The organism is Streptomyces sp. SID1328, from assembly GCF_009865595.1.
Taxonomy (GTDB): Bacteria; Actinomycetota; Actinomycetes; order Streptomycetales; family Streptomycetaceae; genus Streptomyces; species Streptomyces griseoluteus.
In genome coordinates, this window is sequence record NZ_WWKH01000103.1 from 18,569 (window position 1) to 33,703 (window position 15,135).

Annotated in this window: 11 protein-coding genes; 5 read left to right on the top strand and 6 right to left on the bottom strand. The window is 71.8% G+C overall.

The genetic code is table 11. The annotated features are described in order from the left end of the window. Positions 1 to 43: 43 nt before the first annotated feature. Together GT030_RS03135 and GT030_RS03140 are read right to left on the bottom strand one after the other, a co-directional pair. Positions 44 to 748, bottom strand: coding sequence for a response regulator (locus GT030_RS03135; protein ID WP_161199714.1), 705 nt, complete (start codon positions 746 to 748; stop codon positions 44 to 46). Next, entirely contained in the window at positions 745 to 2,355 is a 1,611-nt protein-coding gene (locus GT030_RS03140) for a sensor histidine kinase (protein ID WP_161199715.1), read from the bottom strand. Before GT030_RS03140 ends, GT030_RS03135 begins: the two co-directional genes overlap by 4 nt. A gap of 122 nt (positions 2,356 to 2,477) precedes the next feature. Here GT030_RS03140 and GT030_RS03145 point away from each other — a divergent pair, with 122 nt between their 5' ends. Further along, positions 2,478 to 3,902 carry a cation:dicarboxylase symporter family transporter gene (locus tag GT030_RS03145; RefSeq protein WP_161199724.1) on the top strand — a complete coding sequence of 475 codons (1,425 nt, stop codon included), beginning with the start codon at positions 2,478 to 2,480 and terminating at the stop codon, positions 3,900 to 3,902. Positions 3,903 to 3,999: 97 nt separating this feature from the next. Here GT030_RS03145 and GT030_RS03150 read toward each other — a convergent pair whose 3' ends face one another. Beyond that, the gene (locus GT030_RS03150) at positions 4,000 to 4,614 is read right to left on the bottom strand and encodes a TetR/AcrR family transcriptional regulator (RefSeq protein ID WP_202459623.1); all 615 of its coding nucleotides are present in this window, start codon (positions 4,612 to 4,614) and stop codon (positions 4,000 to 4,002) included. Positions 4,615 to 4,745: 131 nt separating this feature from the next. Here GT030_RS03150 and GT030_RS03155 point away from each other — a divergent pair, with 131 nt between their 5' ends. The 4 genes from GT030_RS03155 to GT030_RS03170 all read left to right on the top strand — a co-directional run bounded on the left by GT030_RS03155 (position 4,746) and on the right by GT030_RS03170 (position 9,677). After that, positions 4,746 to 6,425, top strand: coding sequence for an MFS transporter (locus GT030_RS03155; protein ID WP_161199717.1), 1,680 nt, complete (start codon positions 4,746 to 4,748; stop codon positions 6,423 to 6,425). A gap of 98 nt (positions 6,426 to 6,523) precedes the next feature. Further along, entirely contained in the window at positions 6,524 to 6,952 is a 429-nt protein-coding gene (locus GT030_RS03160; RefSeq protein ID WP_161199718.1) for a MerR family transcriptional regulator, read from the top strand. Continuing rightward, entirely contained in the window at positions 6,949 to 7,281 is a 333-nt protein-coding gene (locus GT030_RS03165) for a thioredoxin domain-containing protein (RefSeq protein ID WP_161199719.1), read from the top strand. The genes GT030_RS03160 and GT030_RS03165 overlap by 4 nt, the downstream gene beginning before the upstream one ends. Before the next feature lie 122 nt (positions 7,282 to 7,403). After that, a complete protein-coding gene (locus GT030_RS03170; RefSeq protein WP_202459624.1) occupies positions 7,404 to 9,677 on the top strand; it encodes an AAA family ATPase in 2,274 nt (757 codons plus the stop codon). 49 nt (positions 9,678 to 9,726) lie between these two features. On the opposite strand, the gene glgB is transcribed toward GT030_RS03170, so the two are convergent. From glgB to treS, 3 genes are all read right to left on the bottom strand, one after another. Beyond that, positions 9,727 to 12,090, bottom strand: a complete 2,364-nt coding sequence (gene glgB, locus GT030_RS03175) for a 1,4-alpha-glucan branching enzyme (RefSeq protein ID WP_161199720.1) — start codon at positions 12,088 to 12,090, stop codon at positions 9,727 to 9,729. A gap of 32 nt (positions 12,091 to 12,122) precedes the next feature. Then, complete coding sequence (locus tag GT030_RS03180) at positions 12,123 to 13,517, bottom strand: phosphotransferase (protein WP_202459626.1); 1,395 nt, start codon at positions 13,515 to 13,517, stop codon at positions 12,123 to 12,125. A gap of 94 nt (positions 13,518 to 13,611) precedes the next feature. Further along, positions 13,612 to 15,135 (bottom strand): maltose alpha-D-glucosyltransferase (gene treS / locus GT030_RS03185; protein WP_161199722.1); only part of this gene is annotated, 1,524 nt, incomplete at its 5' end.

Consider the following 15,135-nt stretch of genomic DNA (forward strand, 5'->3'; position numbering starts at 1 on the left):
CTACGTCTGGCGGCCTGTGGAGGCGGCTCGTAGGGGGCTCATTTCAACGTCCCCGGCCCTCCTCCTCGGACAGCCAGCGGTAGATCAGTTCCGGGCGGCCCACCTGGCCGTACTGGGGGCTCCTGGTCGCTCTGGCCGTGGTCACCAGATGCTCCAGGTAGCGGCGGGCCGTGATGCGGGAGATGCCCACCGATTCGGCCACGCCTGCTGCCGTGAGGCCGGTGGGGGTGGCGCGCAGGGCCGCTGTGACTCGTTGCAGGGTGGGGGCGCTCAGCCCCTTGGGGAGCGTGGGCGGGGCCGGGGTGCGGAGGGTGGCCAGCGCCTGGTCCACCTCGTCCTGGCCGCTCGCCTCGCCTGCCGCCGCGTGGTAGTCCGCGTAGCGGAGCAGGCGGTCGCGGAGGGTGGCGAAGGTGAAGGGCTTCAGGACGTACTGGACCACGCCCAGCGAGACACCCTCGCGGACCACCGCCAGGTCACGGGCCGAGGTGACCGCGATGACGTCCGCCTGGTGGCCCGCCGCGCGCAGGGAGCGGGCGAGCTGGAGGCCGTGCACGTCGGGGAGGTGCAGGTCGAGCAGGAGGAGGTCGACCGGGGTGCGGTCCAGGACGCGCCGTGCGGCGGCGCCGGTTCCCGCCTTGCCGACGGCGACGAAGCCCGGCACCCGGCCGACGTAGAGGACATGCGCGTCCGCCGCCACCGGATCGTCCTCCACCACCAGGACACGGATGGGTGGCTGCTCGGGGGTCATACGGCGCCTCCCGGCGGCCCGAGCGGCAGCCGGGCCTCGAACGCCGCACCCCCGCCCTCCGCCTCGGTGACCGTCAGCGTGCCCGTGAGCCGGGTGACCGTCTGGCGGGCCAGTGCCAGACCGAGGCCCCGCCCGCCGGGGCCGGCCGGCTTGGTGGTGAAGCCGCGTCGGAAGACGAGGTCCGCGTGGGCCGGGTCGACGCCGGGACCGGTGTCGGCCACGCGCAGCAGCAGCGCCTCGCCGGCCGCGTACGCCGTCACCGTGACCCGCGCCCGCGCGCTGCCCTGCGCCGCGTCCACCGCGTTGTCGATCAGGTTGCCCAGGATGGTGACGAGGTCGCGCACCGCGAGGTCCGGCGGGAGTACGCCGTCGTCGAGCCGGCTCTCGGGCGAGACGACCAGCTCCACGCCCCGCTCGTGCGCCTGCGCCGTCTTGCCCAGCAGCAGCGCGGCCAGCACCGGCTCGCCCACCGCCGCGACCACCTGGTCGGTGAGCGTCTGGGCCAGCTCCAGCTCGGCCGTGGCGAACTCCACCGCCTCCTCCGCCCGCCCCAGCTCGATCAGGGAGACCACGGTGTGCAGCCGGTTCGCCGCCTCGTGCGCCTGCGACCGCAACGCCTGGCTGAACCCGCGCTCGGAGTCCAGCTCGCCCGTCAGCGACTGGAGTTCGGTCACATCCCGGAGCGTGACGACCGTACCCCGGTGCTCCCCGCCGGACACCGGCGAGGTGTTGACCACCAGCACGCGGGACGCGGTCAGGTGCACCTCGTCGACCCGTGGCTCCGAGGACAGCAGCGCCCCCGTGAGCGGCCCCGGCAGCCCCAGCTCCGCGACCGACAGACCGACCACCTGGCCGCCGACCCCGAGCAGCTCGCGCCCGCCGTCGTTGATCAGCGCCACCCGGTACCGCCCGTCCAGCATCAGCAGCCCCTCGCGCACCGCGTGCAGCGCCGCCTGGTGGTAGTCGTGCATCCGGCTCAGCTCGGCCGCGTTCATCCCGTGGGTGTGCCGCCGCAGCCGCGCGTTGATCACGTACGTACCCACTGCCCCCAGCAGCAGCGCCGCCCCCGCCACCCCGAGCAGCGCCGTCACCTGGTCCTGGACCCGCGCGCTGATCGCCTCCACCTTGATCCCGGCGCTGACCAGCCCCACCACCCGGCCCCCGTCCGTCACCGGAGTCACCGCGCGCACGGACGGGCCCAGCGTGCCGGTGTACGTCTCGGTGAAGGTGTGCCCCCGCAGGGCGGGCCCGGTCCGGCCGAGGAAGCGCCGGCCTATCTCGTCCCGCGACGGATGGGTCCAGCGGATGCCCTGCGGGTCCATGATCGTGACGAAGTCGACCTCGGCGTCCCGCATCACCCGCAGCGCGTAGGGCTCAAGCTCGGCGGAGGGGTCCGGGGTACGGATCGCCGCCCGCACCGAGGGCGCGTCCGCGATGGACCGGGCCACCGCCGTGACCTGGCGTTCCGCCGCGTCCCGCGCCTGACGCTGGTCGCTGACGTAGGTGAACAGGGCGTACCCGGCCACCACCACTGCGACCAGCACCGCCTGCATGGCGAAGAGCTGGCCCGCCAGGCTGCGGGGTCGGGGGAGGGCGGGGGCACGCATGCCAGCAGTGTGCCTGTCCGTTCGGGCATGAACTAAATGAACGGAAGGGTGACCGCCCTCACACGGCGGGAGATAGTCTCCGCGATCCCCTGCAACGCCCGGACGTGAGCCGCACGCCGGTCATGCCGACGAAGACGTCAAGGAGAGCAGTCGTGGCCGCCAGCACCCCCGGTACGGCACCAGCCGCCCCCGCCGTGAAGCGGGACCGTACCCATTACCTGTACATAGCCGTCATCGTGGCGGTCGCGCTCGGCATCGCCGTGGGCCTGATCTGGCCCGACGCCGGTGTGGAGCTGAAGCCGCTCGGCACCGGGTTCGTGAATCTGATCAAGATGATGATCTCGCCGGTCATCTTCTGCACGATCGTGCTCGGGATCGGCTCCGTACGCAAGGCCGCGAAGGTCGGCGCGGTCGGTGGCATCGCGCTCGGCTACTTCACCGTGATGTCGCTGGTGGCGCTCACCATCGGCCTGGTCGTCGGCAACGTGCTGCACCCCGGCGAGGGCCTGCACCTGACCGCCGCGCTCCGCCAGAGCGGCCACGCGCAGGTGTCCGCCGACGCGCTGCCCCCGGTGGACTTCGTGCTCTCGATCATCCCGGTCACCTTCGTGTCCGCCTTCACCGAGGGCCAGGTCCTCCAGACCCTGCTGGTCGCGCTGCTCACGGGCTTCGCGCTGCAGGCGCTGGGGGCGGCCGGGCAGCCCGTACTGCGGGGCATCGAGCACGTCCAGCGGCTGGTCTTCCGCATCCTGGCCATGGTCATGTGGGCCGCGCCCATCGGCGCGTTCGGCGCGATCGCGGCCGTAGTCGGCTCGTCCGGCATCGACGCGCTCAAGAGCCTCGCCGTGCTGATGTTCGGCTTCTACCTCACCTGCGTGCTGTTCGTCTTCGTGGTGCTGGGCGCGCTGCTGCGCATCGTCTCCGGGCTGAACATCTTCCTGCTGCTGAAGTACCTCGCCCGCGAGTTCCTGCTGATCCTGTCGACCTCGTCCTCGGAGTCCGCGCTGCCGAGGCTCATCGCCAAGCTGGAGCACCTCGGCGTCAGCAAGGCGGTCGTGGGCATCACCGTGCCGACCGGGTACTCCTTCAACCTCGACGGGACCATGATCTACATGACCATGGCGTCCCTCTACATCGCGGACGCGCTGGGTACGCCGATGTCACTCGGTGAGCAGATCCCGTTGCTGCTCTTCCTGCTGCTGGCGTCCAAGGGCGCGGCGGGGGTCAGCGGCGCCGGGCTCGCCACGCTCGCGGGCGGTCTCCAGTCGCACAAGCCGGCGCTGGTGGACGGGATCGGCCTGGTGGTCGGCATCGACCGGTTCATGAGCGAGGCGCGGGCGCTGACCAACTTCGCGGGCAACTCCGTCGCCACGGTGCTGATCGGTACGTGGACGAAGGAGATCGACTCCGAGCGGGTGCGTCGGGTGCTCGCGGGCGAGCTGCCGTTCGACGAGACGACGTTGCTGGACGACGGGCGGGAGGACGAGCCGTCCACGCCCTCGGCCCCGGCCGAGGGGGAGGGCGGGAAGGAACTCGCCAAGGCATGAGGAGCCTCTGGCCGAGGTGTCTTCCGGGGCCCGCCTGAAGGGCCTTCTGTCGCCGGCCGCCCGACCCCGCCTGAACCGGGGCCGGGCGGCCGGTCTTTCATGCCGCCTCGCTCGCGCGGGCCACCAACTCCGTCGCCGTGTCGCTCGGTACGCCCGCCGCCGTGAGCGCGGTGACCGCCGCCGCGTGGCCCGCCTCCTCGGCCGGGAGCAGCCCCTCGTTCACCGCCTCCATGACCGCGAAGAGCAGTTGCTCGTGCACGAAGGCCAGCGCGGCGGCCGGCAGCGGTGAGCTGAACACCCCTTCGTCCAGCCCGCGCTGGAGGACCCGCGTCTTCTCCTCGCGCAGGGGGGCGAGGCGGTCGCGGATGCCCTGGACGGTGACCGTGCGCTGGGCCAGCGCGATCAGCAGGCGGTAGCGGTCGGCGATCTCCCACACCGCGAGCACGGAACGGGCCACCGCGTCGGCCGGCCCGGCGCCGTCGTCCCGGGCGCACAGGTTCGCCTCCGTCAGCACCCGCACCGCGTCGTCGACGAGCGTGCCGATCAGCGCCTCCCGGCTGGGGAAGTGCCCGTACACCGTGCGCCGTACGACACCGGCGGCGCGCGCGATCTGGTCCATCGAGGCGTCCGGGTCGCGCAGCAGCTCGGCGAGGGCGACGTCGAGGATGCGGCGGCGGTTGGTGTCGGCGCGGCTGGGGTTACCCGTGGTCATGGCAGTCATTGTGCACACCTTCTCGACTTGCACGGCACTGTGCAAGGTCGTACATTGCACATGGTTGTGCAATTGCACGCCACTGTGCAAGTACCTGTTGTGCCTGATGTCGAGGAAGGTCAGCCGCTGTCATGCGACTCGTCATGAACGAACCGGTCGAGAGGATGGAGCGCCCGTACGCCCGGCGCTGGTGGGCGCTGCTCGTCCTCTGCCTCAGCCTGCTGATCATCGTGATGGCCAACACCGCCCTCACGGTCGCCGCGCCCGACATGACCCGCGACCTGGGGCTGTCCAGCGCGGACCTGCAGTGGGTCATCGACGGCTACACCGTCCCGTATGCCGCGCTGATGCTGCTGCTGGGCGCGATCGGCGACAAGTACAGCCGGCGCGGGGCGCTGATCCTCGGCCTCGTCGTCTTCGGTGGCGGCGCGGTGTTCGGCAACCTCGCGGACTCGTCCGCCACCGTCATCGCGGCCCGCGCGGTCATGGGCGTCGGCGCGGCGCTGATCATGCCCGCGACGCTCTCGCTGCTCGCGGCGACCTTCCCGCGCGCCGAGCGGGTCAAGGCGATCACCCTGTGGACCGCCACCGCGGGCCTCGCCATCGCGGCCGGCCCGGTCGTCGCGGGCGCGCTGCTGCGGGACCACGGCTGGGCCTCGACCTTCCTGATCAACGTGCCGGTGGCCGCCGTGGCGATCGTCGGCGCGCTGGTCCTCGTACCGCCGTCCAAGGCCGGTCACCACGAGCGCATCGACTACGTCGGCGGGCTGCTGTCCGTGCTGTGGATCGCCGCGCTGGTGTACATGATCATCGAGGGGCCGCACTTCGGGTGGGGCGTCAAGGCGGTGACCGCCGCGGTCGTCGCGGGCGTCGGCCTGATCGCCTTCGTCCTGTGGGAGCTTCGCCACCCGCGCCCGGTGCTGGACGTGCGCCGCTTCGCCGACCGCCGCTTCGCGGGCTCCAACCTCGCGGTCGCCCTCTTCTTCCTGGCCGTGTTCGGCGCGTTCTACTACCTCACCCAGCACCTCCAGTTCGTCCTCGGCTACGACGCCCTGGAGACCGGCGTCCGCATGCTCCCCCTGGCCGGCGCGGTCTTCGCCGGCTCCGCGCTCACCGGCTACCTCACCCCCCGCGTCGGCATGCGCTGGACGGTCGGCGCGGGCATGGTCGCCGGCACGGTGGCGCTCGCCCTGCTGACCCGCGTCGACGCGGGCTCGACGTACGCCGACTTCGTCCCGTCCCTGGTGATCCTGGGCCTCGCCATCGGCCTCGCCCTCTCCCCCTGTACGGACGCGATCATGGGCGCGTTCCCGGAGTCCGAACTGGGCGTGGGCGGCGCGGTCAACGACACGTCGCTGGAACTGGGCGGCTCGCTCGGTATCGCGATCCTGGGCTCCCTGCTGGCGACCTCGTACGACGACCACCTGACGTCGGCGACGAAGGGGTCCGGCCTGCCGGCCCAGGCCCTCGCCACGGCGCAGGACTCCGTGGGGGCGGGGTATGCGGTGGCGCAGGCCATCGGCGAGAAGGCCCAGTCGCTCGCCGCGAAGGCGGCCGGGGCCACGGACCCGCAGCAGGCGGCCCAGCTCAAGCAGCAGGCGTCCTCGCTGGCGACGGGCGCGCACCGGATGGCGGAGGCCGTGGGGTCGTCGTTCTCGGACGCGGTGGCGCATACGAGCCTGATCGGGGCGGTGATCCTGGGGATCGGGACGGTCGTGGTAGCGGTGCTGCTGCCGGGGCGGGAGACGGTGCCTCCGGCGGAGGTTGCCGAGAAGTCGGAAGAAACCCCCGTAGAGGTTGCCGCCGGCTGACGTCGGCCGACGTGCCGCTCCGGAGCTTGACGGAGCGGCACGTTTCCCCGCCTGACCGCCTTGCCCTGACGCCCACGTCACCCCCTACCGTCGAAGCCATGCGAATCGGTGAGCTGGCCGAGCGCGCCGGGACGACCGTGCGGGCGCTGCGGTACTACGAGACGCGGGGGCTGTTGCCCGCGCGGCGGGACGGCAATGGGCATCGGCGGTACGACGAGCGGGATCTCGTGCTGCTGACGCAGATCCGGACGCTCAGGGACTTCGGGTTCGAGCTGGAGGAGACGCGGCCGTTCGTGGAGTGTCTGCGGGCCGGGCACCCGGAGGGGGACGCGTGTCCGGCGTCGCAGGCCGTGTACCGGCGGAAGCTGGATGAGCTGGACGGGCTCATCGGCGAGCTGGTGGCGGTGCGGGAAACGGTCGCGGGGGAGCTGCGACGGGCCGAGGAGGCGCGGGCCGGGCTGGCCGCCGAGGCGCTGGTTCCGGGGGGCCCGGAACCCGTGTGCGAGCTGGGAGGGCGAAAGGCATGAGTGTCATCAGCGGTCTTGACGAGGTCACGGACGCGAATTTCGAGGCGGAGGTGCTCGGCTCCGATCTCCCGGTGCTGGTGCAGTTCACCGCCGACTGGTGCGGGCCCTGCCGGCAGCTCGCGCCGGTGCTGAAGGACATCGCCTTCGCGGAGGGCGACCGGCTGAAGGTGGTCCAGCTCGACGTGGACCGCAACCCCGGCACCACCATCGCCTACCAGGTGCTCTCAACCCCCACCCTCCTGGTCTTCCAGGACGGTGAACCGGTGCGCTCCATGGTCGGGGCCCGGCCCAGGCGCAAGCTGCTGGAGGAGCTGGCCGACCTGCTCTGACAAAGCACGCCGCAAGCAAAGAAATCCCCCGGGCATGGGCGCCCGGGGGATTTCTTTCGGTATATTGGACCGTTCACGACTTCTTTATGAGAGGTCATGTGGAAGCTTGATGAGCACAGTATATGCGGGCGGGAGTGGAATTGTCAAACACCGAATTTCCGGACGATGAATTGCGGTTCGAGCAGGAATTCATCGACGGACTCTACGAGCGCGTGGACGAGCTGCGCGGCGACGCCGAGACCGGCGTCAGGGACGCCCTCGCGCAGGGCGACAAGCCCCAGCAGGCACGCCTGGAGCGGGACATCCTGGTCGCCGAGCGCTCCGGGCTGCTCGCCGCGCTGAACTCCGTGGACGGCTCGCTCTGCTTCGGCCGGATCGACCTCGCCGACGGCACCACCCACCACATCGGCCGTATCGGCCTGCGCCGCGAGGACACCGAGCGCACCCCCGTCCTCATCGACTGGCGCGCCGACGTCGCCCGCCCCTTCTACGTGGCCACCGGCCACACCCCGATGGGCCTGCGCCGCCGCCGGCACATCACCAGCGAGGGCCGTACCGTCACCGCGCTGCACGACGAGATCCTCGACCTCGGCGACGACACCCGCACCGGCCACGAGGACCCCACCGGCGACGCCGTCCTGCTCGCCGCGCTGAACACCGCCCGCACCGGCCGCATGAACGACATCGTGCAGACCATCCAGGCCGAGCAGGACGACATCATCCGGGCACCCCACCGGGGCGTGATGGTGGTCGAGGGCGGCCCCGGCACCGGCAAGACCGCGGTCGCCCTGCACCGCGCCGCCTACCTGCTCTACGAGCACCGCGAGCTGCTCGCCCGCCGCGCGGTGCTCATCGTCGGCCCCAACCCCGCCTTCCTCGGCTACATCGGCGAGGTACTGCCCTCGCTCGGCGAGACCGGCGTCCTGCTGGCCACGGTCGGGGAGCTGTTCCCCGGCGTGAAGGCCACCGCCACCGACACCCCCGAGGCGGCCGTGGTCAAGGGCCGTGCGGAGATGGCCGACGTGCTCGCCGCCGTCGTGGCCGAGCGGCAGGCGCTGCCGGACCCGGTGATCGCCATCGAGCACGACCGCGAGGTGCTGATGCTCGACGAGGGCCTGGTCGCCACCGCCCGCGAGCGCACCCGGGCGGCCAAGCTGCCCCACAACGCGGCCCGCGAGCACTTCGAGGGCCACATCCTCAACACCCTCACCGACCTGTACGCCGAGCGCGTGGGCACCGACCCCTACGACGGCAGCAGCCTGCTCGACCCCTCCGACATCACCCAGATCCGCGACGAGCTCGCCGAGAACCCCGAAGTCTGGGCCGCCATCGACCAGTTGTGGCCCCGGATCACCCCGCGCCGGCTGGTCGCGGACTTCCTCGCCGAGCCCGACGGCCACCTCTCGCCCGAGGACGCCGACGCGGTACGCCGTCCCGTCACCCGCGCCTGGACCGTCGCGGACGTGCCCCTGCTGGACGAGGCGGCCGAACTCCTCGGCGAGGACGACCGGCCGGCCCGCGCCCGCGCCGACCGGGAACGGGAGACGCAGATCGCGTACGCGCAGGGTGTGCTGGACGTGTCGTACGCGTCCCGCACCTACGAGTTCGACGACAAGGAGGAGGACGACCCGGAGTCCTCCGAGGTGCTCTCGGCGCACGACATCATCGACGCCGAGCGGTTCGCCGAGCGGCACGAGGAGGACGACCACCGCAGCGCCGCCGAGCGCGCGGCCGCCGACCGGACCTGGGCGTTCGGGCACATCATCGTGGACGAGGCGCAGGAGCTGTCCCCGATGGCGTGGCGGCTGCTGATGCGGCGCAGCCCCACCCGCTCGATGACCCTGGTCGGGGACCCGGTGCAGACCGCCGAGGCGGCCGGGGTCGGGTCCTGGTCGCAGATCCTGCAGCCGTACGTCGAGGACCGCTGGGAGCACACCCGGCTGGGCGTCAACTACCGCACCCCGTCCGAGATCATGGACCTGGCCGCCGCCGTGGTCCGCGCCGAGCACCCGGACTTCGAGCCGCCCAGCTCGGTCCGCTCCACCGGCGTACGCCCCTGGGTGCGCGACGCCTCCGGCGACCTGCCCGGCGCGGTCGCGCGGGCGGTGGCCGAGCTGACCCCGGCCGAGGGACGGCTCGCGGTCATCGCCCCGCGCGCCCTGCACGCCACCGTCGCCGGCGCGCTGGACGGCGTCATGGCGGGCGCCGAGCCCGACCTCACCCGCAACGTGGTCCTGCTCGACCCCCGCCAGTCCAAGGGCCTGGAATTCGACTCGGTGCTGGTCGTCGACCCCGCCGCCTACGGCACCAGCGACCTGTACGTGGCTCTCACCCGTGCCACCCAGCGCCTCGGCGTGCTGCACACCGGCGAGGTCCCGGCGGCGCTCCAGGGGTGACCGGGCTCCGTCCGGGGGCCGGCCGACGGACCCCCGGACGGTCGCGGTCTCACGCCGGCCGCAGCCACACCGTGGCCAAGGGCGGCAGCGTCAGGCGGATGCTGGCCGGGCGGCCGTGCCAGGGCTGGGGTTCCGGCTTGACCGTGCCCTGGTTGGCGACATCCCCGCCGCCGTAGCGGGCGAGGTCGGTGTTGAGGGTCTCGTGCCAGGCGGGGACGTCGTCGGGGACGCCGAGGCGGTAGTCGTGGCGGGCCAGCGGGGAGAGGTTGGCGACGCACAGCAGCGGGCCGCCCTCGGCGTCGCGGCGCAGGAAGGCGAAGACGTTGTCCTCCGCCGCGTCCCCCACGATCCACTCGAACCCCGCCGGATCGGTGTCCCGCTCCCACAGGGCCGGGGTCGCCCGGTACGCGGTGTTCAGGTCGCGCACCAGCTCCCGTACGCCCCGGTGCTCGGACTCGGCGCCGTAGGCCGGGTCCAGCAGCCACCAGTCCGGGCCGTGCGCCTCGGACCACTCGGCGCCCTGCGCGAACTCCTGACCCATGAAGAGGAGTTGCTTGCCGGGGTGGGACCACATGAAGGCCAGGTAGGCCCTGAGGCCGGCGCGCTGCTGCCACCAGTCGCCCGGCATCTTGGAGACCAGCGACCGCTTGCCGTGCACGACCTCGTCGTGGGAGATGGGCAGCACGTAGTTCTCGCTGTACGCGTACACCATCGAGAAGGTCATCTCGTGGTGGTGGTACTTGCGGTGCACCGGCTCGTGGCTCATGTAGGCCAGCGAGTCGTGCATCCAGCCCATGTTCCACTTCAGCCCGAAGCCCAGCCCGCCGAAGCCGCTCGGGCCCTTGTGGTGGGTCGGCCGGGTCACACCGTCCCAGGCGGTGGACTCCTCGGCGATGGTGACCACGCCGGGGCAGCGCCGGTAGACGGTGGCGTTCATCTCCTGGAGGAAGGCGACCGCGTCCAGGTTCTCCCGCCCGCCGAACTCGTTCGGCGTCCACTGGCCCGCCTCGCGCGAGTAGTCGAGGTAGAGCATCGAGGCGACCGCGTCCACGCGGAGGCCGTCGATGTGGAACTCCTCGCACCAGTAGACCGCGTTGGCCACCAGGAAGTTCCGCACCTCGCGCCGCCCGAAGTCGAACTCCAGCGTGCCCCAGTCCGGATGGGCGGCGCGCAGGGGATCGCCGTGCTCGTACAGCGGCCGCCCGTCGAACTCGGCCAGCGCCCACTCGTCGCGCGGGAAATGGGCGGGCACCCAGTCCATCAGCACCCCGATGCCCGCCTGATGCAGCTTGTCCACCAGGTACTTGAAGTCGTCGGGTGTACCGAGCCGGGCCGTCGGGGCGTAGAACCCGGTGACCTGATAGCCCCAGGAGCCCCCGAAGGGATGCTCGGCCACCGGCATCAGCTCGACGTGGGTGAAGCCGAGGTCGCCGACGTACGCGGGAAGCTGCTCGGCGAGCTGGCGGTACGTCAGTCCCGGACGCCAGGACGGCAGGTGCACCTCGTACACCGAGAAGGGTGCCTCGTGCACCGGACGGTCCGCGCGGTGGGCCATCCACTCCGCGTCGCCCCACTCGTGGTGCGAGACGTCCACGACCGAGGACGTGGCCGGCGGCACCTCCGTACGGCGGGCCATCGGGTCCGCGCGCAGGGTGCGCGAGCCGTCCGGGCGGGTGATCTCGTACTTGTACAGCTCGCCCTCTCCGACCCCCGGCACGAACAGCTCCCACACCCCGGTGGAGCCCAGCGAGCGCATCGGGAAGCCGGTCGCGTCCCAGAAGTCGAAGCCGCCCGCGACCCGCACCCCGAGCGCGTTCGGCGCCCAGACCGCGAACCGGGTCCCGGTCACGCCCTGCTGGGTCAGCACCCGCGACCCGAGCGCCTGCCACAGCTCCTCGTGCCGCCCCTCGCCCAGCAGATGCAGGTCCAGTTCGCCGAGCGTGGGCAGGAAGCGGTACGGGTCCTCGGTCTCGTGCACCGTGCCGTCGTAGGACACCAGCAGCCGGTAGGCCGGGACCTCGGCCAGCGGGAGCAGGCCGGAGAAGAAGCCCTCCCCGTCGTCGCGCAGATCGGCCCGCACGTCCTCGAAGACGACGGTCACCGCCTCGGCGTACGGCCGGAACACCCGGACGGCCACCCCGCCGGGCACCGCGTGCCCGCCCAGCACGGTGTGTGGGTCGTGATGCGTGCCCGCGAGCAGTCGCTCACGGTCGGCCGGGTCCAGGGCCGGGGACACGGCAGGCACCGCGGGCGCCTCCGGCGTACGCGCCTTCGGGATCGCGGGCGCGTACTCCGGTGAGTCCGCCTGCCTGCCGGGTTTCGCCCGGACCTGCTTCACCGGTGCCGCCTGCGAGGACTTGGCCTGCTTCTTGCCGGACTTGCTCTTCGGGCCGGCTGGCTTCTTGGACGTCACGGACGAGTCTCCCGGTCGGGGTCGGGTCGGGCTCAAGACAGGTCGGGCGTGGCGAGGCGGCGCACCGCCGACATCGGGACCGCCAGCCACTCGGGCCGGTGCCGGGCCTCGTAGACGACCTCGTAGATCGCCTTGTCGGTCTCGTACGCGCGCAGCATCACCGGGTCGGTACGGGGGTCGCGGCCGGTGACCTCGGCGTACCCGGTGCAGTATGCGGCCCGGCAGGCGTGCGCCCAGTCGTGCGCCGGGGTTTTCGCCGAGTGGGCCGCGTAGTCGAAGGAGCGCAGCATGCCCGCGATGTCGCGCACCGCGGGCTGCGGCATGCGCCGCTCGGCCAGCGGGCGGGACGGCTCGCCCTCGAAGTCGATCAGCGACCAGCCGTCGCCGGGCGAGCGCAGGCACTGTCCGAGGTGCAGATCGCCGTGCACCCGCTGCGCGGTCCAGGTCTGCCCCTCGCGGGCCAGGTGGGCCAGCGCCTCGAACGCCGAGCGCAGCCCGGTCTCGTACGGCCGCAGCGCGGGCACCGCCTGTACGGCAGCCGCCAGCCGCTCGGTCATCCCGCCTGCCAGCAGCTCCAGTTGGGCATGGCCGACGGTGACGGTCGGCAGGGCGCGGGCGAGGGCGGTGTGCACCTCGGCGGTGGCCCGGCCGAGGGCCCGCGCCTCGTGGGTGAAGTCCTCGCCCTTGGCCAGTTCGCGCAGGGCCAGCTCCCAGCCGTCGGTCGCGCCGTTCATGAAGGGCTGGAGCACGGCGAGGACGTACGGCTCGGTGTCCAGGTCGGCGCGCAGCCAGGCCACCGGCGCGGGCACCCGCGCGCAGCCCTCACGGGCCAGCGCGAGCGGCAGCTCCAGGTCGGGGTTGATGCCGGCGGTGACCCGGCGCAACAGCTTGAGGATGAACGTATCGCCGTACACCACCGAGGAGTTGGACTGCTCGGCGGTCATCAGCCGGGCCACCAGCTGGTCCCGGATCTCGTGTGCCGGGTCCCGCTCGAAGCGCAGCGCGCCGACGCGGGCGCCGGTGCGCAGGGCCTCCAGCAGCACCTCGGCGGGCCGGGGGTCGTACAGGGCGTCGTAGACCGTGCGCCCGTCGAGCGGGCCGTCCACGACATGGCCGATCAGCGCGGGCGCCAGCCGGGGTGGCAGCGCCTCGCGCACGCCTATCAGCAACTGGTAGCAGTCACCGGGCTGCGGGGGAGCGCCCGGCACCGGCGGCTGGTGGACGCGCAGGAGCAGGTGATAGAGACCCAGCCTTCCTTCGGGAGGCAGGAGTTCGGTGGCGGCCACCAGGTCGAAACCGGTGACCGCGCGCCCCTTCCCGGCGAACCAGCGCTGCCGGGGCAGCCATTCGCGCAGCAGGGGGTCGAGCGATTCGAGCAGCTCGGCTGTGGTACCTGACGTGCTGGAGGGGGTGACCGTTTCCGCCATGGGCGTCACGTCCTTTCCCCGGGTCGTCGGGGTGTTACTGAACGGTGCCCCGAGCGGGGCGGCGGAAACCGGTGGCCGCCCCGCTCGATCGCAACTACGCGGCGTCCTGGCGCAGCCGGAACCAGTAGAAGCCGTGCCCGGCCAGCGTCAGCAGGTACGGCAGCTCACCGACGGCCGGGAAGCGCACCCCGCCGAACAGCTCCACCGGGTGCCGCCCGGTGAACTGGCGCAGATCCAGCTCGGTGGGCTGTGCGAACCGCGAGAAGTTGTGCACGCAGACCACGAGGTCGTCCTCGTACTCCCGCAGGAACGCGAGCACCGCCGGGTTGGACGAGACCAGCTCGGTGTACGACCCGAGTCCGAAGGCGGGGTTCTGCTTGCGGATCTCGATCATGCGGCGGGTCCAGTGCAGGAGGCTGGACGGGGAGGACATGGAGGCTTCGACGTTGGTGACCTGGTAGCCGTGGACCGGGTCCATGATCGTGGGCAGGAAGAGGCGGCCGGGGTCGCAGGAGGAGAAGCCCGCGTTGCGGTCGGGGGTCCACTGCATGGGGGTGCGGACGGCGTCGCGGTCGCCGAGCCAGATGTTGTCGCCCATGCCGATCTCGTCGCCGTAGTAGAGGATCGGCGAGCCGGGCAGGGAGAGCAGGAGGGCGGTGAAGAGTTCGATCTGGTTGCGGTCGTTGTCGAGCAGGGGGGCGAGGCGGCGGCGGATGCCGATGTTGGCGCGCATACGCGGGTCTTTGGCGTATTCGGCCCACATGTAGTCGCGTTCCTCGTCGGTGACCATTTCGAGGGTCAGCTCGTCGTGGTTGCGCAGGAAGATGCCCCACTGGCAGTTGGTGGGGATGGCGGGGGTCTTGGCGAGGATTTCGGAGACCGGGTAGCGACTTTCGCGGCGGACGGCCATGAAGATGCGGGGCATGACCGGGAAGTGGAACGCCATGTGGCATTCGTCGCCGCCGGTGGAGTAGTCGCCGAAGTAGTCGACCACGTCCTCGGGCCACTGGTTGGCCTCCGCCAGCACGACCTTGTCGGCGTACTGCTCGTCGACCTCCTTGCGGACCCGCTTCAGGAAGTCGTGGGTCTCGGGGAGGTTCTCGCAGTTGGTGCCCTCGCGCTGGTAGAGATACGGCACCGCGTCCAGCCGGAACCCGTCGATGCCGAGGTCCAGCCAGAACTTCAGCGCCGAGATCATCTCCTCCTGCACGGCCGGGTTGTCGTAGTTCAGGTCCGGCTGGTGCGAGAAGAAGCGGTGCCAGTAGTACTGCTTGCGCACCGGGTCGTAGGTCCAGTTCGACGCCTCGGTGTCGACGAAGATGATCCGGGCGTCCTGGAACTGCTTGTCGTCGTCGGCCCAGACGTAGTAATCCCCGTACGGTCCGTCGGGGTTGTTGCGGGACTCCTGGAACCACGGGTGCTGGTCACTGGTGTGGTTCATGACGAAGTCGATGATGACCCGCATGCCCCGCTGGTGCGCGGCGTCGACGAACTCCACGAAGTCCGCGAGGTCCCCGAACTCGGGGAGCACGGCGGTGTAGTCGGAGACGTCGTAACCGCCGTCACGCAGCGGGGACTTGAAGAACGGCGGGAGCCAGAGGCAGTCCACGCCGAGCCA